Annotated in this window: 21 protein-coding genes; 14 read left to right on the forward strand and 7 right to left on the reverse strand. The window is 73.7% G+C overall.

Annotated elements, in window-relative coordinates; genetic code table 11:
- Nucleotides 1–6 precede the first annotated feature (6 nt).
- The gene (locus CRP39_RS07795; protein ID WP_097205777.1) at nt 7–1,017 is read left to right on the forward strand and encodes a YihY/virulence factor BrkB family protein; all 1,011 of its coding nucleotides are present in this window, start codon (nt 7–9) and stop codon (nt 1,015–1,017) included.
- Here the strand turns inward: CRP39_RS07795 and CRP39_RS07800 are convergent.
- A complete protein-coding gene (locus CRP39_RS07800) occupies nt 920–2,248 on the reverse strand; it encodes a D-alanyl-D-alanine carboxypeptidase family protein (RefSeq protein ID WP_097205778.1) in 1,329 nt (442 codons plus the stop codon). The genes CRP39_RS07795 and CRP39_RS07800 overlap by 98 nt on opposite strands.
- Before the next feature lie 259 nt (nt 2,249–2,507).
- Here CRP39_RS07800 and CRP39_RS07805 point away from each other — a divergent pair, with 259 nt between their 5' ends.
- The 10 genes from CRP39_RS07805 (at nt 2,508) to CRP39_RS07850 (ending at nt 14,634) form a co-directional block, all read left to right on the forward strand.
- Nucleotides 2,508–3,572: a BMP family lipoprotein gene (locus tag CRP39_RS07805; RefSeq protein WP_245853666.1), complete on the forward strand. Its 1,065-nt coding sequence runs from the start codon at nt 2,508–2,510 to the stop codon at nt 3,570–3,572.
- Nucleotides 3,573–3,807: 235 nt separating this feature from the next.
- Nucleotides 3,808–5,406: an ABC transporter ATP-binding protein gene (locus CRP39_RS07810; RefSeq protein WP_097205780.1), complete on the forward strand. Its 1,599-nt coding sequence runs from the start codon at nt 3,808–3,810 to the stop codon at nt 5,404–5,406.
- The gene (locus CRP39_RS07815) at nt 5,403–6,638 is read left to right on the forward strand and encodes an ABC transporter permease (protein ID WP_097205781.1); all 1,236 of its coding nucleotides are present in this window, start codon (nt 5,403–5,405) and stop codon (nt 6,636–6,638) included. The genes CRP39_RS07810 and CRP39_RS07815 overlap by 4 nt, the downstream gene beginning before the upstream one ends.
- A 55-nt stretch (nt 6,639–6,693) precedes the next feature.
- Nucleotides 6,694–7,974 (forward strand): ABC transporter permease, encoded by a 1,281-nt coding sequence (locus CRP39_RS07820; RefSeq protein WP_097205782.1) that lies wholly within the window; start codon nt 6,694–6,696, stop codon nt 7,972–7,974.
- Nucleotides 7,974–8,420 (forward strand): cytidine deaminase, encoded by a 447-nt coding sequence (locus CRP39_RS07825; protein ID WP_097205783.1) that lies wholly within the window; start codon nt 7,974–7,976, stop codon nt 8,418–8,420. The genes CRP39_RS07820 and CRP39_RS07825 overlap by 1 nt, the downstream gene beginning before the upstream one ends.
- Complete coding sequence (locus CRP39_RS07830; protein WP_097205784.1) at nt 8,420–9,700, forward strand: thymidine phosphorylase; 1,281 nt, start codon at nt 8,420–8,422, stop codon at nt 9,698–9,700. The genes CRP39_RS07825 and CRP39_RS07830 overlap by 1 nt, the downstream gene beginning before the upstream one ends.
- Nucleotides 9,701–9,760: 60 nt before the next feature.
- Nucleotides 9,761–10,669 (forward strand): ABC transporter ATP-binding protein, encoded by a 909-nt coding sequence (locus CRP39_RS07835; protein ID WP_245853667.1) that lies wholly within the window; start codon nt 9,761–9,763, stop codon nt 10,667–10,669.
- Entirely contained in the window at nt 10,666–11,475 is an 810-nt protein-coding gene (locus CRP39_RS07840) for an ABC transporter permease (RefSeq protein WP_097205785.1), read from the forward strand. Before CRP39_RS07835 ends, CRP39_RS07840 begins: the two co-directional genes overlap by 4 nt.
- 307 nt (nt 11,476–11,782) lie before the next feature.
- Complete coding sequence (locus tag CRP39_RS07845) at nt 11,783–12,856, forward strand: adenosine deaminase (protein WP_097205786.1); 1,074 nt, start codon at nt 11,783–11,785, stop codon at nt 12,854–12,856.
- Nucleotides 12,857–13,116: 260 nt separating this feature from the next.
- Nucleotides 13,117–14,634, forward strand: a complete 1,518-nt coding sequence (locus tag CRP39_RS07850) for a DEAD/DEAH box helicase (protein ID WP_097205787.1) — start codon at nt 13,117–13,119, stop codon at nt 14,632–14,634.
- 79 nt (nt 14,635–14,713) lie between these two features.
- Here the strand turns inward: CRP39_RS07850 and CRP39_RS07855 are convergent, their stop codons facing one another.
- The 4 genes from CRP39_RS07855 to deoC form a co-directional block, all read right to left on the reverse strand.
- Nucleotides 14,714–16,138: a hypothetical protein gene (locus tag CRP39_RS07855; protein WP_097205788.1), complete on the reverse strand. Its 1,425-nt coding sequence runs from the start codon at nt 16,136–16,138 to the stop codon at nt 14,714–14,716.
- A gap of 114 nt (nt 16,139–16,252) precedes the next feature.
- The gene (locus CRP39_RS07860; RefSeq protein ID WP_097205789.1) at nt 16,253–17,122 is read right to left on the reverse strand and encodes an aldehyde dehydrogenase family protein; all 870 of its coding nucleotides are present in this window, start codon (nt 17,120–17,122) and stop codon (nt 16,253–16,255) included.
- A gap of 73 nt (nt 17,123–17,195) precedes the next feature.
- Nucleotides 17,196–18,644, reverse strand: coding sequence for an aldehyde dehydrogenase family protein (locus tag CRP39_RS07865; RefSeq protein ID WP_097205790.1), 1,449 nt, complete (start codon nt 18,642–18,644; stop codon nt 17,196–17,198).
- Between the two features lie 4 nt (nt 18,645–18,648).
- Nucleotides 18,649–19,662 carry a deoxyribose-phosphate aldolase gene (gene deoC, locus CRP39_RS07870; protein ID WP_097205791.1) on the reverse strand — a complete coding sequence of 338 codons (1,014 nt, stop codon included), beginning with the start codon at nt 19,660–19,662 and terminating at the stop codon, nt 18,649–18,651.
- 51 nt (nt 19,663–19,713) lie between these two features.
- Between deoC and upp the strand changes: the two genes are divergently transcribed.
- Together upp and CRP39_RS07880 are read left to right on the forward strand one after the other, a co-directional pair.
- Nucleotides 19,714–20,337, forward strand: coding sequence for a uracil phosphoribosyltransferase (gene upp / locus CRP39_RS07875; protein WP_097205889.1), 624 nt, complete (start codon nt 19,714–19,716; stop codon nt 20,335–20,337).
- Nucleotides 20,338–20,339: 2 nt separating this feature from the next.
- Nucleotides 20,340–21,227 carry a Gfo/Idh/MocA family protein gene (locus CRP39_RS07880; protein WP_097205792.1) on the forward strand — a complete coding sequence of 296 codons (888 nt, stop codon included), beginning with the start codon at nt 20,340–20,342 and terminating at the stop codon, nt 21,225–21,227.
- A gap of 83 nt (nt 21,228–21,310) precedes the next feature.
- Here the strand turns inward: CRP39_RS07880 and CRP39_RS27445 are convergent, their stop codons facing one another.
- Both CRP39_RS27445 and CRP39_RS07890 read right to left on the reverse strand, forming a co-directional pair.
- The gene (locus CRP39_RS27445) at nt 21,311–21,778 is read right to left on the reverse strand and encodes a hypothetical protein (RefSeq protein ID WP_245853668.1); all 468 of its coding nucleotides are present in this window, start codon (nt 21,776–21,778) and stop codon (nt 21,311–21,313) included.
- A gap of 441 nt (nt 21,779–22,219) precedes the next feature.
- Complete coding sequence (locus tag CRP39_RS07890) at nt 22,220–22,813, reverse strand: hypothetical protein (protein WP_097205794.1); 594 nt, start codon at nt 22,811–22,813, stop codon at nt 22,220–22,222.
- Nucleotides 22,814–22,965: 152 nt separating this feature from the next.
- Here CRP39_RS07890 and CRP39_RS07895 point away from each other — a divergent pair, with 152 nt between their 5' ends.
- Nucleotides 22,966–23,979: an ABC transporter substrate-binding protein gene (locus tag CRP39_RS07895; RefSeq protein WP_216359642.1), complete on the forward strand. Its 1,014-nt coding sequence runs from the start codon at nt 22,966–22,968 to the stop codon at nt 23,977–23,979.
- Nucleotides 23,980–23,984: the final 5 nt, after the last annotated feature.

Consider the following 23,984-nt stretch of genomic DNA (forward strand, 5'->3'; position numbering starts at 1 on the left):
GGGCGGATGAGCGCCGCCCCCGCCGAGCGCTCCGGGCCCGTGGGCACCGACCCACCGGGCCCCGGCGGCCGCTGGTCGTGGCTCACCCGACTGACCGACGGGTGGGACTCGCTCGTCACCGCCCTGCGGCGTCGCCTGCCGTGGTTCGACCACCTGGCCCGCGCCGGTGGCCGCTACCGGCGCACGCAGGGCGACCTCATGGCGGCCGGTGTCACGTACTTCGTGTTCCTCGGGCTGTTCCCGGCCCTGCTGGTGGCCGCCTCCGTCGTCGGGATGGTGCTGGCGGGGGACCAGCTGCTGCAGGACCAGCTGTACGCCGCCATCCGCGACGCCTTCCCCGGTCCCACCGGCGAGGAGATCGTCCGGGAGTTGCGCTCGGCGGTGGGGTCGGCCGGCGTCGTGGGCGTCATCGGGCTGGCCGGCTTCCTGTTCGCCGGGCTGCGCGCCATGGACCAGCTGCGCCTCGGGATGGAGCGCATCTGGAAGGGGCGGGCCGACGAGCCGGAGTTCCTCCGCGACAACGTGCAGGACCTGTTCGCGCTGCTGGCCCTCGGCGTCACCGGACTCCTCAGCCTCGGCTTCACCGGCGTGGTCACCCAGGCCACGGGGTGGCTGCTGGGGCTGCTCGGGCTCGCGGACGCCCCGGGCCTGCCGGTGCTCACCGCCGCGCTGGGGCTCGCGCTCGCGATCGGCACCGACGTCGTGGTGTTCCTGTGGCTGCTCAAGGTGGTGCCCTCGACGTCGCACCCGGTGCGGCGGCTGCTGCCCGGTGCCCTGTTCGGCGCGGCCGGGCTGGAGGTGATGAAACTGCTCGGCAGCCTCTACCTCTCGCTGATCTCCGGCAGCGTCACGGCCTCGGCCTTCGGGGGGGCCGTCGGCATCCTCGTGTGGCTCAACCTCGTCTGCCGGTTCGCCTTCTTCACCGCCGCCTGGACGGCGACCCTGCCCCGGGTCCAGGAGTCGGCCCCGGCGGTTCCGGACCGCCTGGAGACGATGGTGCCGCCGGCCGACCGCTGACCGGCGGCTCCCCGCCAGGCACCCGCCGGACCGCGCGGCGACGGCCCACCAGGGCGGCGAGGACGACGGCGACCGCCGCGGCGCCCAGCCCCAGCGCCAGGAGCGGCGACTCACCGGCCGGCTCGCCGGCGGCCGCGGTGCCCGGCGCGGGGACCGCCCGCACGGCCGACGGCGTCGTCGGCGGCGGGGCGGTGGTCGGCGGGGAGACGTCGGCCGCGGAGTCGACCAGCACGCCGACGCCCGGTGAGCCGGCGGGGACGGCGAAGCCCCAGTCGAGCAGCAGCGCGGCCTGGTCGGCGGCGCGCAGCGGCACGTTCTCGGTGTTCATGACGCTGACGACCAGCCGGCGGCCGTCGCGCTCGGCGGCGGTGACGAAGGTGTGCCGGGCGGCGTCGGTGAACCCGGTCTTGCCGCCGAGGTCGCCCGGGTACCGGGTCAGCAGCGGGTTCTCGTTCTGGATCTCGTAGCCCTCGGAGCGTCCCAGGACCGGTGGCATCTGCGCGATCGGCGTCTGGAGGATGGCGGCGGTGCGCGGGTCGGCGACCAGCCGCCGGAAGACCAGCGCCAGGTCGTAGGGGGAGGAGGTCTGGCCCGCCACGTCGAGCCCGGACGGCGACCCGGCGACGGTGTCGAACGCGCCGAGGGCCGCCGCCGTCTCGTTCATCGCCCGCACGGTGACGTCGACGCCGCCGGCGGCGCGGGCGAGCGCGTTGGCCGCGTCGTTGCCCGACTGCATCACCAGCGCCTCGAACAGCAGCGAGACCGGATAGTGCCCGCCGGCCACCATCCCGACCCGGCTGCCCTCCATGTTCTCGTCCTCGACGGTGCCCTCGACGACCATGGCGGGGTCCAGCAGCGGCACGAGCGTGAGCAGGGTCAGCGTCTTGAGCGTGCTGGCCGGGTAGTAGCGGCCGTGCGGGTCCCGGGCGGCCAGGACCACGCCGCTGGTCGCGTCGGCCACCAGCCACCCCGCCGCGGTCAGCCCGTCGGGCAGCGGAGGGGCGCCGTCGGTGACGACGGTGCCCCGGGTGTCGAGTTCATCGCCGCCGACCGTGACACCGCCCGGGCCGCTGCCCTGCGGCGGGCCGCCCGGCAGGGGGGCGGTGGGCGTGGGCGCCGCCAGGTCGGCGGTGGGACGGGGGTCCTCGGCGAGCGCCGGAGCCGCCCCGGTCAGCAGGACCGCGGCGGTGAGGACCGCGGCCAGCCCGGCCCGCAGTCTCCGTCGTCCCATGGTGGGGACGCTAGTGGCGAGACCGCTGGAACTCGTGCCGCACGGTCGTCGTGGCCCACGCCACTGGCCCGGAGGGCCCTTCGCAACGATCGCATCTCGGTCTCCTGGGGAGGGGGCGGCGGTGCCGCCGACCGCGGTTAGCGTGCGCTGGTCGCGCGTGCGGTGGTCCCGGCTGTGCCGGTCCGCGGCGCGTGGCCCCCGATGACACCGGGGCGGGCCCGGTTCCCCACGGACCCGTCCCCCCAGAGAGGAGACCGTCTTGCGCCGAGCGCGGAGGATGAAGGCCGCGGCGTTGCTGCTGGCCGGCAGCATGGCCCTGGCGGCCTGCGCCAGCGACGAGGAGGGCGGCGGTAGCGCCAGCGGCGGCGGGTCCGGCGGCGGCGAGAGCGCCGAGCTGCAGATCGGCCTGGCCTTCGACACCGGCGGCCGCGGCGACCGCTCGTTCAACGACTCGGCCGTGGCCGGCGTCGAGGCCGCGATCGAGGAGCACGGTGGCGAGGTCACCGAGCTGTCCCCGAACGCCGACGCCTCCAACCGCGCGGACCTGCTGACCCAGCTGGCCGACCAGGGCTTCAACCCGATCATCGCCGTGGGGTTCGCCTACAGCGACGTGATCGGCGAGGTGGCCGAGCAGTACCCGGACGTCACCTTCGCGCAGGTCGACGGGGCGGTCGCGGACGCCGGCAGCCCTGAGAACCTGACCGGCCTGCTGTTCGCCGAGGAGCAGGGCTCCTTCCTCGCCGGTGTCGCGGCCGCGCTGAAGAGCGAGACCGGCCACATCGGCTTCGTCGGCGGCGTCGAGACCCCGCTGATCCAGAAGTTCGAGGCCGGCTACGTGGCCGGCGCCCAGGCGGTCAACCCGCAGATCATCATCGACCGGCAGTACATCTCGCCGGCCGGTGACTTCTCCGGGTTCAACGACCCGGCCCGCGGCCAGATCGTCGCGCAGGGCATGTACGACGCCGGCGCCGACATCGTCTACCACGCGGCCGGCGGCTCGGGCATCGGCGTCTTCCAGGCCGCTGCCGCCTCCGGTGGCCGCGCCATCGGCGTCGACTCCGACCAGTACCAGACGGTCGACCCGGCGCTGCAGTCGGTGGTCATGACCTCGATGCTCAAGCGCGTGGACAACGCGGTGCAGACGTTCATCGGCGAGTTCGTCGACGGCAACGTCGCCGGTGGCGCGGACGAGGTCTACGACCTGGAGTCCGACGGCGTCGGGCTGGCCACCAGCGGTGGCTTCATCGACGACATCCAGAGCGACATCGACGGCTACCGCCAGCAGATCATCGACGGCGCGATCACGGTCCCCACGACCCCGTGACGCCGATCGGCTGAGCACGACCGACAGCGGGTCCGGGGGCGCACGCGCCCCCGGACCCGCTGCCGTCAGCAGGGCGCCCCTGCCCGCCCGGTCCCGCCTCCCGGTGCGCGATCATTCGGCGGCCGGTGGAACCCGGCGACGGAGCGGTGGCGGCGGTCGATCCCGCGCCACCGATGCAGCAGAGTGGACGTGCCCGGCACACCCGCGGGGCGCGCAGCGAGGGAGAGGGCGCACGATGCCGCCAGAAGACGGGGCCACAGCCGGCGTGCCGTCGGGGGAGCCACCGGGCCGCGGTGCCGAGGGCGCGGAGGCGCCGCTGGCCGTGGAGCTGCGCGGCATCACCAAGCGCTTCCCGGGCGTCGTGGCCAACAAGGACATCGAGCTGCGGGTCCGTCGCGGCGAGGTGCACGCCATCGTGGGCGAGAACGGCGCCGGCAAGTCGACGCTGATGAAGACGCTCTACGGCATGCACCGGCCCGACGAGGGGCAGATCCTGCTGCACGGGCGCGAGGTGCACTTCCGCAGCCCGGGCGACGCGATCGCCGCCGGGATCGGCATGGTCCACCAGCACTTCATGCTCGCCGACAACTTCACCGTGCTGGAGAACGTGGTCCTGGGCAGTGAGCCCACGAAGGGCGGCCGGCTGGACCGGGGCGAGGCCCGCCGCCGGATCCGCGAGATCTCCGACGCCTACGCCCTGGGGCTGGACCCCGACGCGATGGTCGAGGACCTCGGCGTCGGCGACCGGCAGCGGGTCGAGATCGCCAAGGTGCTCTACCGGGGCGCCACCACCCTGATCCTCGACGAGCCGACCGCCGTCCTCGTACCGCAGGAGGTCGACGAGCTGTTCGGCAACCTGGCCGAGCTCAAGCGCGAGGGCCTCACGGTCATCTTCATCTCGCACAAGCTGGACGAGGTCCGGAAGGTCGCCGACTCGATCACCGTGATCCGGCGCGGCACGACGGTGGGCACGGCGGACCCCGAGACGACGTCGAGCCGGGAACTGGCCGAGATGATGGTCGGCGCCGAGCTGCCCTCGCCGGAGACCCGCACCTCCACCGTCCGCGACACCCCCGTGCTCGAGCTGCACGGGGTCACCGTCGCCGGCGCCGGCGGCCGTCCGCTGGTCGACGCGGTCGAACTGACCGTCCGCGAGGGCGAGGTCGTCGGGATCGCCGGCGTCGAAGGCAACGGCCAGTCCGAGCTGATCGACGCGGTCATGGGCCTGCGCGACGTCGCCACCGGCACCGTGGTGCTCGGCGGGGAGGACATCAGCGCCTGGAGCACCCGCGCCCGCCGGGAGGCCGGGCTCGGCTTCATCCCCGAGGACCGGCACCGCCAGGGCATGCTGCTGGACGCCTCGCTCTGGGAGAACCGGATCCTGGGCCACCAGACCCGCCCGCCGGCGGTGAAGGGCCCCTTCATCGACCGCAGGGGCGCGCGGGCGGACACCGAGCGGATCATGCGCGAGTACGACGTCCGCGCCCCCGGGCCGGACACCCTCGCCGTGGCCCTGTCCGGCGGCAACCAGCAGAAGCTGATCGTCGGGCGGGAGATGAGCGCGCAGCCGCGGCTGCTGCTGGCCGCCCACCCCACCCGCGGCGTGGACGTCGGTGCCCAGGCGGTCATCTGGGGCCTGCTCAAGGACGCCCGCGCCGCCGGGCTGGGCATCCTGCTGGTCTCCGCCGACCTCGACGAGCTCATCGGCCTGTCGGACACGCTGCACGTCATGCTGCGCGGCCGGCTGGTGGCCACGCTGGACCCCACCACGGTCACCCCCGAGGAGCTGGGTGGGCACATGACCGGCGGCCGGACGACGGCGGGTGCGGCATGAGCGTCCTCCGCCGGATCGTCGCGGCCCTGGCCGCGCCGCTGCTGGCCATCGTCGCGGCGATCGTGATCTCCGGGCTGGTGATGGCCGTCCTGGGGGTCGACCCGTTCGAGGTGTTCGCCGTGATGCTGGACTTCGGCGACACCCCCAGCCAGCAGGTGACCGCGCTCGTCGTGATCCTCAACCGGGCCATCCCGCTGTTCATCTCCGGGCTGGCGGTCGCGATCGCCTTCCGGATGGGGCTGTTCAACATCGGCGTCGAGGGCCAGTACCGGCTGGCGACGGTCATGGCCGCCGCGGTCGGCGCCGCCGTCGTCCTGCCCGGCCCGCTGCACGTGCTGTTGATCGTGGTGGTGGCGATGGCCGTCGCCGCGATCTGGGCGGGCATCGTCGCCGTGCTCAAGGTGACCCGCGGGGTCAGCGAGGTCATCAGCTCGATCATGCTCAACTTCATCGCGCTGGGCATCGCGTCGTTCCTGCTGACCGGACCGTTCCGCGGCAGCCCGGAGGGCGCGTCGATCATCAGCACCGCGGAGATCCCGGAGTCCGGGTGGATGCCCGGCCTCAACGGCGTCTTCGACCTCTTCGGGCTGGCCAACCCGCCGCGGCAGCTCTACGGCTTCCTGGTCGTGGCGGCGCTGCTCGGCGTCGCGATCGCGATCCTGCTCAACCGGACCCGCTTCGGCTTCGACCTGCGGGCCACCGGCCTCTCGCCGTCGGCGGCGAGGGCCAGCGGCGTGGACGCCCGCGGGATGGTCGTCAAGACGATGCTGCTGTCGGGCGCGGTCGCCGGCCTGATCGGCATACCCGACCTGCTCGGGACGACGCACAGCTACACGACCGACTTCACCGCCGGCCTGGGCTTCCTCGGCATCGCGGTCGCCCTGCTGGGGCGCAACAACCCGGCCGGGATCGCGTTCGCCGCGCTGCTGTTCGCCTTCCTCGACCGCGCGCTGGTGCCGCTGCAGATCGCGGACTTCCCGTCGTCGGTGGTCACGATCATCCAGGGCGTGATCGTGCTCGCCGTGGTCATCTCCAACGAGGTGGCCCGGCGGGTCGCGCTGCGCGCCGCGGAGCGTCGCTCGGCGCAGGCCGGCCCCGCCCCCGTGGCCAGCGACGGCAGCGCCGGCCCGGGGCAGACCACGGACGGCGGGGGTGCCGGGACCGGCGCGGGCGTCGACCCCACCACCGGCGCCGGCCGGCAGACCGACGAGCGGCAGGGGACCGGGGCATGAACCGACCCCACGAGGACGTCCCGCTGGCGCTCCACGCCTCCGAGGGGGCCCCCGAATGAGCACCGTCGTGACCTCGCAGGACACCCGGCCGGCGCGCGGCCCGGTCGGCGAGCTGTTCCTCGGCGGCGGCCGCGCCCGCCGGCTCACCTGGTTGGCGGTGGGCGCGGTCGTGCTCCTCTCCGCGGTCCGCGTGATCAGCGGCGAGCAGGCGCTCACGTCGTCGTCCACCATCTCGGCGGCGCTGCTGCTGGCCGTGCCGATCGGCCTGGCCGCCCTCGGCGGCCTGTTCTCCGAACGGGCCGGCGTGGTCAACATCGGCCTCGACGGGATGATGACCCTCGGCACCTGGGGCGCGGGTTTCGCCGGCTACCAGTGGGGCTGGGGCGCGGCGCTGGTCGGCGGGCTGCTGTTCGGCGCGCTCGGCGGCCTGCTGCACGCGGTGACGACGGTGACCTTCGGCGTCGACCACGTGGTCTCCGGCGTGGCGATCAACATCCTGGCCGCGGGCGTCGTGCGCTTCCTCTCCGAGCTGTACTACACCGACAACCCGGCCGGGGGCGGCGTCACCCAGTCGCCGGCGATCACGGGCGACCAGCCGGACTTCTCGATACCGGTGCTGTCCTCGGGTCCCGACCTGCTCGGCGACCTCGAGCGGCAGGGCTGGTTCCTCGTCAGCGACGTCGCCGGCGTCCTCCGCGGGCTCACCAGCGGCGTGGGACTGCTCACCGTCCTGGCGGTGCTGCTGGTCCCGGCGTCCTACCTGCTGCTGTGGCGCACGGCCTTCGGGCTGCGCCTGCGTTCCTGCGGTGAGAACCCGGCGGCCGCGGACTCCCTGGGCGTCCCCGTCTACCGGCTGAAGTACATCGCCGTGACCACCTCCGGCGCGCTGGCCGGCATGGGCGGCGTGTTCCTCGTGTTCATCGCCGGCATCTACCGCGAGGGGCAGACCAACGGCCGTGGCTTCATCGGTCTGGCCGCCCTGATCTTCGGCAACTGGCGGCCCGGCGGGCTGGCGGCCGGCGCGGGCCTGTTCGGCTTCGCCGACGCGTTGCAGCTGCGCAGCCGGTCGGCCGTGGTGGCGCTGTTCCTGCTGGTGGCGGTGCTGCTGGCGGCCGTCGCCGTCTGGCAGGCCGTGCACCGGCACGCGGTGCGGGCGGTACTGGCCGCCGTCGTGGCGGCGGGCGCGCTGACCGGGTTCCTGACCATCGACGAGCTCGCCCCCGGGCTGGTGTCGTTCACGCCGCACCTGACCACGCTCCTGGTGCTGTCACTGGCGTCCCAACGACTCCGGCCGCCCAAGGCCGACGGGCTGGTCTACCGACGAGGAGAGCACTAGTGATCGAGCCGGACTGGGACGCGCTGCGCGCGGCCGCCCGGGAGGCGATGGCCCACGCCTACGCCCCCTACTCGCGCTTCCCGGTGGGGGTCGCGGGGTTGGTGGACGACGGCCGCGTGGTCACCGGCTGCAACGTCGAGAACGCCTCCTACGGGCTGGGCCTGTGCGCCGAGTGCGGCATGGTCAGCGACCTCGCTCGCACCGGCGGCGGCCGGCTGGTCGCGGTCGCCTGCGTGGGCGGGGACGGCCAGCCGCTGATGCCCTGCGGGCGGTGCCGGCAGTTGCTGTGGGAGCACGGTGGCGCGGACATGCTCATCGAGACGGTCTCCCTGGGGATCGTGCCGATGCGCGAGGTCCTGCCGGACGCGTTCGGGCCGGACGACCTGCTGGCTGCCGCCACGCGGTCCGGCGGGGACGTGCCGGCGGTGGAGCGAGGGCAGGGCTGATGGCCGGCTTCGACGCGATCGACGTCATCCGCGCCAAGCGGGACGGCGCCGGGCTGAGCCCGGAGCAGATCCGCTGGGTGATCGACGCCTACACCGCGGGCAGCGTCCCCGACGAGCAGATGAGTGCGCTGCTGATGGCGGTGTTCTTCCGCGGGATGAGCGCGGACGAGCTCGCCGTCTGGACCCAGGCGATGATCGACTCCGGCGAGCGCAAGGACCTCTCCCCGCTGGGCCGCCCAACTGCCGACAAGCACTCCACCGGTGGCGTCGGCGACAAGATCACGCTGCCGCTGGCGCCCCTGGTCGCGGCGTGCGGGGTGGCGGTGCCGCAGCTGTCCGGGCGGGGGCTGGGGCACACCGGCGGCACGCTGGACAAGCTCGAGGCGATCCCCGGCTGGCGGGCCGACGTCCACGAGGAGGCCTACCTGGCGCAGCTGCGCGAGGTGGGCGCGGTGATCTGTGCGGCGGGCAACGACCTCGCCCCGGCGGACAAGAAGCTCTACGCGCTGCGTGACGTCACCGGCACGGTGGAGTCCATCCCGCTGATCGCCAGCTCGATCATGAGCAAGAAGATCGCCGAGGGCGCCGACGCGCTGGTGCTCGACGTGAAGACCGGTTCGGGTGCCTTCATGAAGGACCCGGCGGCCTCCCGTGAACTGGCCCGCACGATGGTCGGGCTGGGGGAGGCCGCGGGGGTGCGCACGGTGGCACTCGTGACGGCGATGGACCGGCCGCTGGGGCGCGCCGCGGGCAACGCCGTCGAGGTCGCGGAGTCGGTCGAGGTGCTCGCCGGCGGGGGGCCCGCCGACGTCGTCGAGCTGACCCTCGCGCTGGCGCGGGAGATGCTGGCCGGCGCCGGGCGGCCCGACGTCGACCCGGCCGAGGCCCTGCGCGACGGTCGCGCCATGGACGTGTGGCGGCGGATGATCGCCGCCCAGGGCGGCGACCCCGACGCGCCGCTGCCGCAGCCGGCCGAGAAGCACGTCGTGACGGCGCCCGCGACCGGCACGCTCACCCGGCTCGACGCCTACGCGCTCGGCGTGGCCGCCTGGCGGCTGGGGGCCGGGCGCGCCCGCAAGGAGGACCCGGTCTCGGCCGCGGCGGGCGTCACCTGGAACGCCGGGGTGGGGCAGCAGGTGACCGAGGGGCAGCCGCTGCTGGAGCTGCACACCGACGACCCGTCACGCATCGAGCGGGCGCTGGACGCGCTGCACGGCGCGATCGGCGTGGACACCGACGACGTGCCGCTGCCACTGGTGCTGGACCGCATCACCGCCTGAGCCCGTGCACGGGGAGGGGCGGGCGCGGCCACACAGGCGCGGAGAGGACACTGACCCCTCGTGACACGAACGCCCGCCGCGACCGCGACCGCGCCCGGTGCGGTGCATCCCGCGACGCCCCTGGATCCCGACGCCGCCATCTCGGTGCGCGGCCTGGTCAAGCGCTACGGCGACAGCACCGCCGTCGCCGGCCTGGACCTCGACATCCGGCGGGGGGAGATCTTCGCCCTGCTCGGCCCGAACGGCGCCGGGAAGACCACCACGGTCGAGGTGCTCGAGGGGTACCGGCAGCGCGACGGCGGCGACGTCCGGGTGCTGGGCGTGGACCCCGCGACCGGCGGGCGGCGCTGGAAGGCCGACATCGGCATCGTGCTGCAGTCCGGCGGCGGTGACAGCCAGCTGACCTGCCTGGAGCTGCTGCGGGCCCAGGCGTCCTACTACGCCGATCCCCGAGACCCGGCGGAGGTGCTCGAGTTGGTCGGGCTCACCGAGAAGGCGGGCGCGCGCGGCCGCACGCTGTCCGGGGGGCAGCGGCGCCGGCTCGACGTCGCCCTCGGCATCGTCGGCCGCCCCCGGCTGCTGTTCCTCGACGAGCCGACCACGGGTTTCGACCCGGAGGCCCGCCGCCAGTTCTGGTCGCTGATCCGGTCCCTGCGCGACCTGGGGACGACGATGTTGCTGACCACCCACTACCTGGACGAGGCCGAGGAGCTGGCCGACCGGGTGGGTGTCATCGCCCGCGGCCGGCTGGTCGAGGTGGCCGTGCCCGCCGAGCTGGGCGGGCGGGGGCAGGCCCCCGCGGTCGTCTCCTGGACCGAGGACGGCGTGCGGCGCACCGCCGAGACCGTCGGCCCGACCGCGTTCGTGCGGGAGCTGGCCACCCGTTTCCCGGGAGAGGTGCCCGACCTCGCCGTCGCCCGGCCCACCCTCGAGGACGTGTACCTGCGCATGATCGGAGAGCCGGCATGACGGCGACCACGGAGCGCTCGCTGCCCTCGGTCGGCAGCGTGTGGCGCACGCGCGGCGGGGTCGAGCTCAAGGAGTTCTTCCGTCAGCGCGAGTCGGTGGTCTTCACCCTCGCGTTCCCGGTGATCCTCCTGGTCGTCTTCGGGGCGGTCCTCGACTACGACATCGGCGGCGGCGTCACCTTCACCCAGTACTTCATGGCCGGGATCGTCGCCGCGGGCATCCTGGGCGCCAGCCTGCAGAACATGGCGATCAGCATCGCCACCGAGCGGTCCGACGGGACCCTCAAGCACCTGTCCGGCACCCCGATGCCGAAGAGCGCCTACTTCGTCGGCAAGGTCGTGCAGGTCCTCGCGGTCACCGTGCTGATCGTGGTGATCCTGCTGGCGGTCGGCCGGCTGGCCTACGGCGTCGTGCTGCCGTCGGGCAGCGACTGGATTACCTTCGTGTGGGTCACCGCGCTGGGGTCGTCGGCGTGCACGCTGCTGGGCATCGCCGTCTCCAGCCTGGCCAAGAACGGCCGCTCGGCCTCGGCGATGGTCACCCCGATCGCGCTGGTCTTGCAGTTCATCTCCGGTGTCTTCTTCCAGTTCAGCCAGGTGCCGACGTGGATGCAGACGATCGCCGCCCTGTTCCCGCTGAAGTGGATGGCGCAGGGTCTCCGGTCGGTGTTCCTGCCCGACGCCCTGGCGGCGGCGGAACCGGCCGGCAGCTGGGAGCTCGGCCGGGTCGCTCTCGTGCTGGGCATCTGGTGCATCGTCGGACTCGCGCTGTGCGTCAAGACCTTCCGCTGGCAGGACCGCGGCTGAGTGCTCCGTCGTCCTACCGGACGACACCGCGGCCAGGTGCCGTCCCTGGTTGCCGTGGAGCCCTCCCCGTGTCCCGGTCGGGAGGCCCTCCGGGCCTCCGCGACCGGTCCACCCGCGGCCAGGTGCCGTTCCCGGTTGCCGTGGAGCCCTCCCCGTGTCCCGGTCGGGAGGCCCTCCGGGCCTCCGCGACCGGTCCACCCGCGGCCAGGTGCCGTCCCCGAGCTGCGCTGGGCCGTCCCGTGTCCCGGTCGAGGCCGGGTGGCGTCCCCGGCGCGAGTCGGCGCGCGGGGCGGACGACAATGACTCGGTGCCTGCACCTCTCGACGCCGCCTCCCTCCGCCGGGCCCCGAAGGTCCTCCTGCACGACCACCTCGACGGCGGGCTGCGGCCGCAGACGGTGCTCGAGCTCGCCGACGACTGCGGCTACCGCGACCTGCCCACCGACGACGCCGACGAGCTGGGCCGCTGGTTCCAGGCGGCGGCCGACTCCGGCTCGCTGGAGCGGTACCTGGAGACCTTCGCGCACACCGTCGCGGTGATGCAGCGGTCCGACGCGGTGCGGCGGGTGGCCCGGGAGTGCGCCCTCGACCTCGCCGCGGACGGCGTGGTCTACGCCGAGATCCGCATGGCGCCGGAGCTGCTGACCGCCATGCCGATGGACGCGGCGGTCGAGGCGATGCTCGACGGCTACGCCCAGGGTGCCCGGGAGGCCGCCGAGGCCGGCACCCCGATCACCGTCGGCACCCTGCTGTGCGCCATGCGGCAGAACGACCGGTGGGACGAGGTGGCCGAGCTCGTCGTCCGCCACCGGGACGGCGGCGTGGTCGGCTTCGACCTCGCCGGCCCGGAGGACGGCTTCCCGCCCGACCGGCACCCGTCGGCGATCGCGCTGCTGGACCGGACCGGCGCGCACCGCACCGTCCACGCCGGCGAGGCGGCCGGCATCGACAGCATCGTGGCCGCCCTGGACGGCGCCCGCGCCGAACGGCTGGGCCACGGCGTCCGCATCGCCGACCAGGTCGCCGCCGACGGGTCGCTGGGCCCGGTGGCCGAGCGGGTCCGCGACGAGCAGGTGACCCTGGAGGTCGCGCCGTCGTCCAACGTGCAGACCGGCGCCTACCCCTCGCTGGCCGAGCACCCGGTGGGCCGGTTGCACCGGCTGGGCTTCGCGGTCACGGTCAACACCGACAACCGGCTGATGAGCGGGGTCTCGGTGACCAGCGAGCTCGCCGACGTGGTCGCCACCTGCGGCTGGGACTGGGACGACGTCCAGGCGGTCGCCGAGCGCGCACTCGCCGCGGCGTTCGTCGACGAGACGGAGCGGGCGCGGCTGCTGGCCGACGTCGTCCGGCCCGGGTACGCCGCGCTGCGGCAGGGCTGAGGTGGCCGCGCTGCGGCAGGGCTGAGGTGACGGCGCACACCCCGCTCTCGGGAATCGCGCCGCGATCTCCGCTGCTAACCTAGGCGTACCGGCACTCAGGCCGGTCATCCTCCCGGACGGTTCGTCCGGGCATGAGCGCATCCGTGCAGATCCAGCGTTCCATCCCTGGGCGCAGACGATCGCCAGTGAGGACGCCGGTACCTGCGGCGCTCTCCGCTTCCACGGGACGCGCTCCGAGCTGTATCGGAGCCCCACCCCGCATGACTTTGGTCCACCCTGTCTCCTTCGCCTCCAACGAAGGTCAGAACACCACCGAGAACACCGTCGCGGACGTCGCGGCGGAGAACACCGTCGAGACGCCGACCGGCCCCACCTTCGGCCAGCTGGGCCTGCCCCAGCAGCTGGTGACCGCCCTCGAGCGGCGCGGCATCCACCGCCCCTTCGCGATCCAGACGTCGGCCCTGCCCGACGCCCTGGCCGGCCGCGACGTCCTCGGCAAGGCCGCCACCGGCTCGGGCAAGACCCTGGCCTTCGGCCTGCCGCTGCTGGCCCGCATCGGCGCCGACGTCAAGAACGGCCGGCGCGCCCCGCGCGGCCTCGTCCTCGTGCCGACCCGTGAGCTCGCCCAGCAGGTGCACGACAACCTGGCGCCCCTCGGCCAGGCCATCGGCGTCCAGCTCGCCACCGTGTACGGCGGCGCGCCCATGTACCGCCAGATCCAGCAGCTGCGCCGCGGCGTCGACGTCGTCATCGCCACCCCCGGGCGCCTGCAGGACCTGATCAGCCAGGGCGAGGCGAGCCTCGCCGAGGTCGTCGTCACCGTGCTGGACGAGGCCGACTTCATGGCCGACCTGGGCTTCCTCCCGGTCGTCAAGGAGCTGCTCGACCAGACCGTGTCCGACGCGCAGCGGCTGCTGTTCTCGGCCACGCTGGACGGCGAGGTCGACGCGCTGGTCCGCCGCTACCTGAAGGACCCGGCCCGGCACGAGGTCAAGCGCGCCGGCGACGACGCACCGCCGGCCGAGCACCTCGCGTTCAGCCTCGCCTTCCGCGACAAGCTGCAGGTGGCCACCGAGCTGGCCTCCCGCCCGGGCCGCACGATCGTCTTCGCGCGGACCCAGCTCGGCGTGGACCGGCTGACCGAGAACCTGCAGGCCGCCGGCATCAAGGCCGAGGCCATCCACGGCGGGCTGCCGCAGTCGGCGCGCAAGCGAGCGCTGGAGGCGTTCACCGACGCCCGCAGCCCGGTGCTCGTCGCCACCGACGTCGCCGCCCGCGGCATCCACGTCGACGACGTCTCGCTGGTCCTGCACTACGACCCGCCGACGGACGCCAAGACCTACCTGCACCGTTCGGGCCGCACCGCCCGCGCGGGTGCCGCCGGTGTCGTCGTCTCGCTGCTGCTGCCCGACCAGGTGGGCCAGGCCAAGCGCCGGTTCCGCTCGGCCAAGGTGGACCCGATGGTCGACCGGATCCGTCCGGGTGACGCCCCGATCGCCGAGCTCGTCGCCAGCGGCGTGCACGTCGAGCCGATCGAGCGCCCGGTGCGCGAGTCCCGCCGCCCGGCGGGCTCCGGCGGCCCGCGTCGTCCGCGGCGCGACGGTGACCGCCCCCGCCGTCCCTACGGTGACCGTCCCCGCCGGGACGGCGACCGTCCGGTGGGCGAGCGCTCCGAGCGCCCGCGCCGGGAGGGCGACCGCTCCTACGGTGACCGCCGGCCCGGCGGCTCCCGCGGCCAGGGCGGGCGTCCCGGCCGCTCGGCGGACTTCTCCAACTGATCCCAGCGCACCACGGCAGCGGCCGGTCCCGGTTCCCGGGGCCGGCCGCTGCCGTCTGTCGAGGGCCTCGGACAGGCCCTCAGTCGCGGAAGACCAGCGCTCCGCTCACCGCGGTGACGACGTCGTCCCACGCCGACCGCAGCGTCGCGGCGTCCTCGGCGCGCAGCGGGGCGTCGGGCTCCCCGTCGGCGAGGGCGACGGCGCGGCCCAGCGGCTCGGTGGGCCGCAGCAGCGACTCGACACGGGTCAGTCCGGCGTACTCGGCGACGTCCCGCGCGCCCTCCACCGGCTGGAGGAGGGCGCGGTGGGGAACCAGCCCGGCGGCGCCGTCGGCGACCTCCGCCATGACCTCGGTCAGCTCGGTGAGGTCGTAGCGGTCCTGCTCGGACGGCAGCGGCGGGACGTCGGTGCCGGCCACCTCCGGCCAGGAGGCGATCTCGGTCAGGTCGTGGTCCTCGTCGCCGGCGCAGAAGCGGCCCAGCTCCTCGGGCGAGGCGAACAGGAAGACCTCGCCGTCGCGGCCCAGGAAGCGGGCCCGGTCGTCGACGTAGCAGCGCAGGGTCAGCCCCGCGCCCTCGGGGACGACGAGCTCCACCGGCAGGATCCCGACGGCCTCCCAGAACTCCGCGGCCTTGGCCACCTCCGCGGGCGGGGCGCTGATCCGGCCGGGTCGGGCGATGGCGCTCACGGGGGTGGGCGTGGCCGCCGTCGCGCCACCGTCGGCAGCGGCGTCCTCGGCGTCGGTCAGGTCGTCCTCGCCGTCGTCCTGCTCCGCCGCCGACGGGTAGTCGGCGAGGGTGACGGTGCCACCCCCGGTCCAGTCCAGGTGCGCCGACAGCTCCTCGAGGACGTCCTCCCACAGGTCGTCGAGGGCGCTGCCGACCCCGAGCCAGGCGTCCTCACCGGCACGGCCGACGAAGGCGTCGACGCCCAGGCCGAGCGAGCCGATCTCGGGGCGGGCCACGAGCTCGGCCAGGGCGCCGAACTCCCCGCCCCGCTCGACGTCGGTGGCCGGTCGGCGGTCCAGGTCGACGTCGGCATCGACGTCCCGGTCGTCGTCGTCGGTGTCGGTGTCGGTCAGCTCGTCGTCGAGGTCGTCGTCCGCCTCGTCAGCGAGGTCCAGGCACTCGGCCAGCCGGCTGACGATGTCGATCGTCGCGGCGAGCTCCTCGACCGCCCAGCGGTCCGGGTTCTCCGCGGCGATGTCATAGACGCCGTCGAGGTCGTAGCCGTGGTCGTCGTCCGGGGTGAGGTCGGCGGCGCCGAGTCCGACGACGACCGGCCACACCGGGTGGTCGGCGAGGTCGTGGTCGGTCCGGGTGCGGCAGAAGACGGCCAGGGCCGCGGGCGTCGGGAAGAGGTGCACGGTCGCCGTGTCGCCCTCGGACGTGCCGAGGAACGCCTGCCACTCCTCGCCGTCCTCCTCCCACGGCGGGGCCCACAGCGTGTAGCCGGTGCGGTCGTCGACGGTGAGTGAGATGGGGACGATGCTCGGCCTGGCCACGGGGGACATCCTGCCCGGTCCCCCTGGGACCGCACCTCCGGGTTCGGAAGGTGCTGGAACGGCCCGCTCCAGGGCACCGCCCCGAGCTCGCGAGGGGTGGGAGGAGGGGTCCGCTCAGACGCCCATCGGGTGCCAGACCGTCTTGGTCTCCAGGAACGGGGTCAGCCGCGACAGCCCGGGGTCGGCCGTCCAGTCCGGCTCCTCCGCCGGCGGGCGGACCACCCGCTTGATGCTGCCCGCCGCGAGCCGCTCCAGCTCCATCGCCCGGCCGGCGGGGGCGCCGGTCAGGTCGACGGCGTCGACGTCGTCGTGCTCGGCCAGCCACGGTCCGATCTCCCCGGCGTCCCCGGTGAGCAGGTTGACCACCCCGGCCGGGACGTCGCTGGTCGCGAGCACCTCGCCGAGGGTCACGGCCGGCAGCGGCCGCTCCTTCGACGTCACCACGACGGCGGTGTTGCCACCGGCCAGCACGGGGGCGAGCACGCTGACCAGGCCGAGCAGCGAGGACCGCTGCGGCGCGAGGACGGCGACGACGCCGGTGGGCTCGGGCAGGGAGAAGTCGAAGTACGGGCCGGCGACGGGGTTGGCGCCGCCGAGGACGGCGCCGAGCTTGTCGGTCCACCCGGCGTACCAGACCCAGCGGTCGATCGCGGCGTCGACGGCGGCGCGGGCCTTGCTCCCCGAGATGCCCTCGCCGGCGGCGACCTCCTCGCAGAACTGGACGTGGCGGCCCTCCATCACCTCGGCCACCCGGTACAGGACCTGGCCGCGGTTGTAGGCGGTCGCGCCGGACCACCCGCGGAACGCGGCGCGGGCGGCGACGACGGCGTCCCGGGCGTCCTTGCGGGAGGCCCAGGCGGCGTTGGCGAGGAAGTGCCCTCGGGTGTCGGTGACCTCGTAGGTGCGGCCGGACTCCGACCGCGGGAAGGCGCCGTTGACGTAGAGCTTGTACGTCTTGCGCACGGCCAGTCGGTCGCTGCTCACTCGTCCTCCCCGCTGGCGCTCGTCGCCCGCGTCCGCGGGGCTGCTGTGCTCGTCGGTGAGCTGGCGAGCCCGCTCATGCGTCGCTCCCCTTCAGATAGGCGGCGAGCCCGTGTCGGCCGCCCTCGCGGCCGTAGCCGGACTGCTTGTAGCCGCCGAACGGCGACGTCGGGTCGAACTTGTTGAACGTGTTGGCCCACACCACCCCAGCCCGCAGCTGGTCGGCGATCTTCAGGATCCGGGAGCCCTTCTCCGTCCAGATGCCGGCCGACAGCCCGTAGGTGGTGTTGTTGGCCTTGGCGACCGCCTCGTCCGGCGTCCGGAAGGTGAGCACCGACAGGACCGGCCCGAACACCTCGTCGCGGGCGATGCGGTGCGCGGGGGAGACGTCGGTGAAGACCGTCGGGGGGAACCAGAAGCCGCGGGCGGGCAGCTCGCACGCCGGCTGCCAGCGCTGCGCCCCCTCGGCGACCCCGACGTCGGACAGCTCGCGGATGCGGGCCAGCTGCTCGGCGGAGTTGATCGCGCCGATGTCGGTGTTCTTGTCCAGCGGGTCGCCGAGGCGCAGGGTGCCGATCCGCCGCTGCAGCGAGGCGATGACCTCGTCGTGGACGTTCTCCTGCACCAGCAGCCGGCTGCCGGCGCAGCAGACGTGCCCCTGGTTGAAGAAGATCCCCTGCACGATGCCATCGACGGCCTGGTCGATCGGGGCGTCGTCGAACACGATGTTCGCCGCCTTGCCGCCGAGCTCCAGGGTGAGCTTCTTCCGGGTTCCGGCGACCGCGCGGGCGATGGAGCGGCCCACCTCGGTCGAGCCGGTGAACGCCACCTTGTCGACGTCGTCGTGCTCCACGACCGCCCGGCCGGTGTCGCCGGCGCCGGTCACGATGTTCACCACGCCGGGCGGCAGGTCCGCCTGCCGGCACACCTCGGCGAACAGCAGCGCGGTCAGCGGCGTCGTCTCGGCCGGCTTGAGGACGACGGTGTTGCCGGTGGCCAGCGCCGGGGCGACCTTCCACGCCAGCATCAGCAGCGGGAAGTTCCAGGGGATGACCTGACCGGCGACACCGAGCGGCCGCGGGCCGGGGCCCAGGCCCGCCCAGCCCAGCTTGTCGGCCCAGCCGGCGTGGTAGAAGAAGTGCGCCGCGGCCAGGGGGACGTCGACGTCGCGGGACTCCCGGATCGGCTTGCCGTTGTCCAGCGACTCCAGGACGGCGAACTCCCGCGCGCGCTCCTGCAGCAGCCGGGCGATGCGGAACAGGTACTTGCCGCGGTCCGCCGGGCGCATCGGCCCCCAGACGCGGGTGAACGCGCGGCGGGCGGCCCGGACGGCGCGGTCGACGTCCTCGGCGGTGCCCGCGGCGACCTCGGAGAGGACCTCCTCGGTGGCCGGGTTGACGGTCTTGAACGACTTGCCGCCGCCGTCGACGAACTCGCCGTCGACGAACAGGCCGTAGGACGGCGCGATGTCGACGATGGACCGCGACTCGGGCGCCGGCGCGTACTGGAACGGGTTCTCGGTCATCGCCTCAGTCGATCGTCACGTGGTCGGGGCCGGAGTAGTGGCCGGTGCGCAGCTTCTGCCGCTGCAGGAGCAGGTCGTTGAGCAGGCTGGACGCGCCGAAGCGGAACCAGTCGGGGGACAGCCAGTCCGGCCCGGCGACCTCGTTGACGAGGACCAGGTGCTTGACGGCGTCCTTGGTGTTCCGGATGCCACCGGCGGGCTTGACGCCGACCTGGCGGCCGGTGGCGGCGCGGAAGTCGCGGACCGCCTCGAGCATCACCAGGCAGACCGGCAGGGTCGCGGCGGGGGAGACCTTGCCGGTGGAGGTCTTGATGAAGTCACCGCCGGCGAGCATCGCCAGCCACGACGCGCGGCGGACCGCGTCGAGGGTGACCAGCTCACCGGTCTCGAGGATGACCTTGAGGTGCGCCCTGCCCTGCCCGTCCGGGCGCGCACAGGCCTCCTTGACCGCCACGATCTCGTCGTAGACGTCGAGGTACCGGCCGGCGAGGAAGGCGCCGCGGTCGATGACCATGTCGATCTCGTCCGCGCCGTTCGTCACGGCGTCCCGGACGTCGGCCAGCTTCACCGCCCGGCTGGCCCGGCCGCTGGGGAACGCGGTGGCGACGGCGGCGGTGTGGACGCCCGAGCCCGCCAGCGCCTCGGAGGCCACGCCGGCGAGGTCGCCGTAGACGCAGACCGCGGCCACCTGGGGGCAGGACGGGTCGCCGGGGTCGGGACGGCGGGCCTTGGCGGCCAGGGAGCGGACCTTGCCCGGGGTGTCGGCGCCCTCGAGCGTGGTGAGGTCGACCATCGAGATCGCGGTGTCGATGGCCCAGGCCTTGGCGGTGGTCTTGATCGACCGCGTGCCGAGCACCGCGACGCGGGCCTCGGCGCCGACCTGGTCGACCCCCGGGAGGCCGTGCAGGAAGGCCCGGAAGGCGGCGTCGGAGCGGGTCACGTCGCGGTACGGCGCCAGGGGCTCGCGCCGCGGCGGGGTCTCCGCCGTCACGGCGTCGGGGTCCAGCACGTGGGTCATGGGGGCATTCTCCCCTGAGCCCGCCCGGACCCGGCCGATACGGTGGCGCCCGTGCAGCTGACCGTCGTCGACCACCCGCTCGCCCGTGCCCGCCTGACCCGCATGCGGGACGAACGGACCGACAACGCGGCGTTCCGCGCGGCGCTGCGGGAACTGACCCAGATGCTGGTCTACGAGGCCACCCGCGACCTCGCCGTCGCCGAGGACCCGATCACCACGCCGGTCACCTCGACCACCGGCTACCGCCTGGCCGCCCCGCCGCTGATCGTGCCGGTGCTGCGGGCCGGGCTCGGCATGGCCGACACCGCGCACGGGATGCTGCCGGAGTCGCAGATGGGCTTCGTCGGCCTGGCCCGCAACGAGGAGACGTTCCAGCCGGAGGCGTACATGGCCTCCCTGCCGGAGACGCTGGTCGACCGCGAGGTGTTCGTCCTCGACCCGATGCTGGCCACCGGGGGTTCGCTGGTGCACTGCTGCGGCCTGCTGACCGCTCGCGGCGTCACCTCGATCACCGTGCTGTGCGCGCTGGCCGCCCCCGAGGGCATCACGCGGCTGGAGGAGAGCGGGCTGCCGCTGCGGGTCTTCACGGCCTCGGTCGACGAGGGTCTCAACGACAAGGCGTACATCGTCCCGGGCCTGGGCGACGCCGGCGACCGCCAGTTCGGCGCGGTGTGACCGTGCGCTTCGGGGTGCTCGGCACCGGGCACTGGGCGCAGACGGTGCACGCCGCCGCGCTGGCCGAGCACCCGACGGCGTCCCTCGCCGGCGTCTGGGGCCGCGACCTCGCCAAGGCCAAGGCGGTGGGGGCGGAGTTCGACGTCCCGGGCTACGCCGACCTCGACGCCCTGCTGGCGGAGGTCGACGCGGTCGCGATCGCCGTCCCGCCGGACGTGCAGGTCGCGCTGGTGGAGCGCGCCGCCGCCGCGGGCAAGCACCTCCTGCTGGAGAAGCCGATCGGGCTGTCGCTGGCCGACGCCGACCGGGTCGTCTCCGCGGTGCGGGCGGCCGGCGTCGCGTCGGTCGTCTTCTTCACCTTCCGGTTCCAGCCGAGCACGGCCACGTGGCTGGCGCAGGCGGGCCGCACGATGCTCGCCGGCGGTGCGGGCACCTGGCTCAGCGCCCTGGCCGGGAGCCCCTTCGACTCCGCGTGGCGCCGGCGGCACGGGGCGCTGTGGGACATCGGCCCGCACGCCCTCTCCCTGCTCCTGCCGGCTCTCGGGCCGGTGACGACGGTGCAGGCCGGCGGCGGGTCGGGCGACACCGTCCACCTGGTGCTGCAGCACTCCGCCGGGGTGTCGTCGACGGTGACGCTGTCCCACACGGTCACGCCGATGTCGACGGGCATCGAGTTCTACGTGCACGGGGACGCCGGCCGCGTCGTCCTGCTGCCCGACACCGAGCACCCGGTCGAAGCGCTGTCGGTCGCGGTCGACGAGCTGGGTGCGGCCGCCATGACCGGCGGAGCGCACCCCTGTGACGTCGGCTTCGGGCGGACCGTGGTGGCGGTGCTCGCCGCGGCCGAGCGGGCGCTCGCGTCGGGGTGCCGGGAGCCGGTCGAGGACTGAGTCCCGCGCTGCTCCTGCGGTGTTCTCACCCGGCTTGCGGTGGTGCAACGCCGCAGGAGCGTGCGGAACGCCGCGGGAGGCGGTCAGTCGTAGGGGTCGGTGAGGACCGCGTTGGCCTGCAGGACGGCGAACGTGACCGGCGGGCCGTCAGTGGTCGTCGTGCCGGGGACGTCGGCGCTCGCCCCGCCGTCGACGCTGAACGTGCCGCTCCAGGTCGTGGTCAGCGCGGCGATGTAGGTGCCACTGCGGTAGCTGTGGCTGACCGCGTGGTCCGGGTAGGGGGCGCCGGGGTCGGTGCTGGTGAGCACGGTTCCGTCGCCGGTGTGCCAGGTGAAGCTGCTGGCGGTCGCGACGATGTCGACGTCGAACCCGCGGATGTCGACGGAGAAGGTCTGCGTGGTCGGGCCGTCGGTGTGGAAGACGACCGGCAGACCCACCAGGCCGTTGCCGGGCGGCTGCTGCTGGGTGGCCAGCTGCGGCAAGGGGAGGGTCTGGAAGTAGCGGAACACCTCACCCGGGGACGGCGGCGGGTTGAGCGCCGTGATGTCCACGCAGGTGCGTGTGACTGCCTCCCAGGCGCCGATCGGACTGCCGGGCGTGGCGCCTGCGGGAACCGGCGAGCCGTCCGCGGTCGTGCCGTCGGGGAGGACGAGTCGACGCTGTTCGATGACCAGGAACTGGGCGACCCGGTCCGGCGGTACGGGGCAGAGCCGGTCGTCCTCCGCGCGGCATGTGTCCCCGGCGGCCGTGTCGAATTGGCACGGAGACGTGAGTCGGTAGGTGTAGGGATGGGCGTCGGGCGCGGCGTTCCCAGCGACCCAGCCGCCAGGACCGCTTATTTCAATGTATGAGGCGTCCAGCGTCCCGGAGCCCGGTGTTACCTGCGGGCCGTCACAGACGTATCCATCGCAGGCGCCGTGAGCGGTCGCCGAAGTCCCAAGGAGTAGGCAGACCGCAGTCGCAAGAGTGCCAAGTGACTTCTTCATCCCCCGCTATCCGACCGTGAGACTGGAGACCAGCCACGAATTGAGGTCGGCCCGCCACTGCAACAACATGCCGGATTGCAGGTCGCCTGAGGCGTCACCTGAGCGCTCGAGTACTTCGCGGCCGGAGGCGTCCACGACGACGTACTCGCTTTGGGAGTAGACGAAGCCGAGTTCGGCCTCATTTCCTGTGACTAGCGGTGGGCCGTACTCCTTGAAGGTGTAGGTGAAGCCGCGATAGGTGTACCCCGACTGTTGATCGGCTTCGTAGGAGGCGGCGATCTGCTGACAAAGGGGACAGCTAACGCTCAAATCGCGAAGGGATTGAGCTGGCACGGAGCCTGCGCCGATCTCCTTGCCTAGACTCATGTAGTACCTCGCGAAACTGAGCGCTCCTTCTGGCGTCTTTTCGCGGGCTCCGTCCGGAACAGGAAACTCGGCCGGCCCGAGGGGTGGGAGTTCCGCCTCCGACGGCTCTGCCGCACCAGCGCTCGGCAGGGTGTCGCTGGCCTCCTGCTTCTCCGCGCATCCGCCGAGCAGCGCCACCCCCACCGCCAGGCCGGCCACCAGTCGCAGCGTCGTGCGCCGTGCCACGTCGTCCACCCCCCGAGTCGATCCACCAACCGCCGGGACACTACGGAGCGCCGCCGACCCGGGCACGCGGCCCTGTGGACAACCACCCGATCGCATTGCCGGTGTCCCTCGTGCTCCACCGGCGGACCGCGGAGCGATGTGATGCGTGCCACGATGCGCGGGTGACCCGCCACGGTGCCCGGCCGACGACCCGATCGAGTGGACGGGCGGCTGCTGCCGCGGTCCTCGCGCTGCCGGTGCTGCTCCTCGGTTGCTCCAGCGATCCGGAGGAGGAGCAGCAGGGCGGTGGCGGTGGGGGACAGGGCACCGAGACGATTGCGTTGGGGATCATCCCGATCATCGACGTCGCTCCCGTCTACCTCGGCCAGGAGCAGGGCTTCTTCGAGGACCAGGGCATCGAGCTCGACCTCAGTGCGGGCCAGGGCGGTGCGGCGATCGTGCCCGGCGTCGCCAGCGGGAGCATCGACATCGGCTTCGGCAACAACCTGTCGCTGGTGGTCGCCGCGTCGAACGAGCTGCCTCTCCAGGTGCTCTGCAGCGCGGTCGACAGCACCGGCGACCCGGAGCGTGACCCGTTCACGATCGTCACCGCGGACCCGGCGATCACGCGCCCGGCCGACCTCGCCGGCAAGACCGTCGCCACGAACACCATCAACGCCATCGGCGACACGGTGGTCAAGGCGTCGGTGCGGGCGGACGGCGGCGACCCGAACGCGGTCACCTTCGTCGAGCTGCCCTTCCCCAACATGGCCGCGGCTCTGGCGGCAGGGGACGTCGACGCCGCCTGGCTGGTGGAGCCCTTCGTGACCCTCGCCGAGGGCCAGGGCATCCGCGTGCTGACCACGCCGCTCAACGACTTCACCGACGTCCAGGTGGAGGTGTCCACCTACTTCACGAGCACGGCCTACGCCGCCGAGAACCCGGAACTCGTCGAGCGGTTCACCACGGCGATGGTGCAGTCCCTCAACTACGCGCAGGAGAACCCGGACGCGGTGCGCGCGATCCTGCCGACGTACCTCGACATCCCCGAGGAGGTCGCAGCGAAGGTGCGGCTCCCCGAGTGGAACACCGAGGTGAGCCAGGAGACCTTCGAGATGTACACCGAGCTGCCCGAGGCCCAGGGGCTGCTGGGCGGGGAGGTCGACCTGGACACCCTGCTGGCGCAGGTCAACTGACGGGG

This window comes from Geodermatophilus sabuli (assembly GCF_900215145.1).
In the GTDB taxonomy this organism is placed as follows: domain Bacteria; phylum Actinomycetota; class Actinomycetes; order Mycobacteriales; family Geodermatophilaceae; genus Geodermatophilus; species Geodermatophilus sabuli.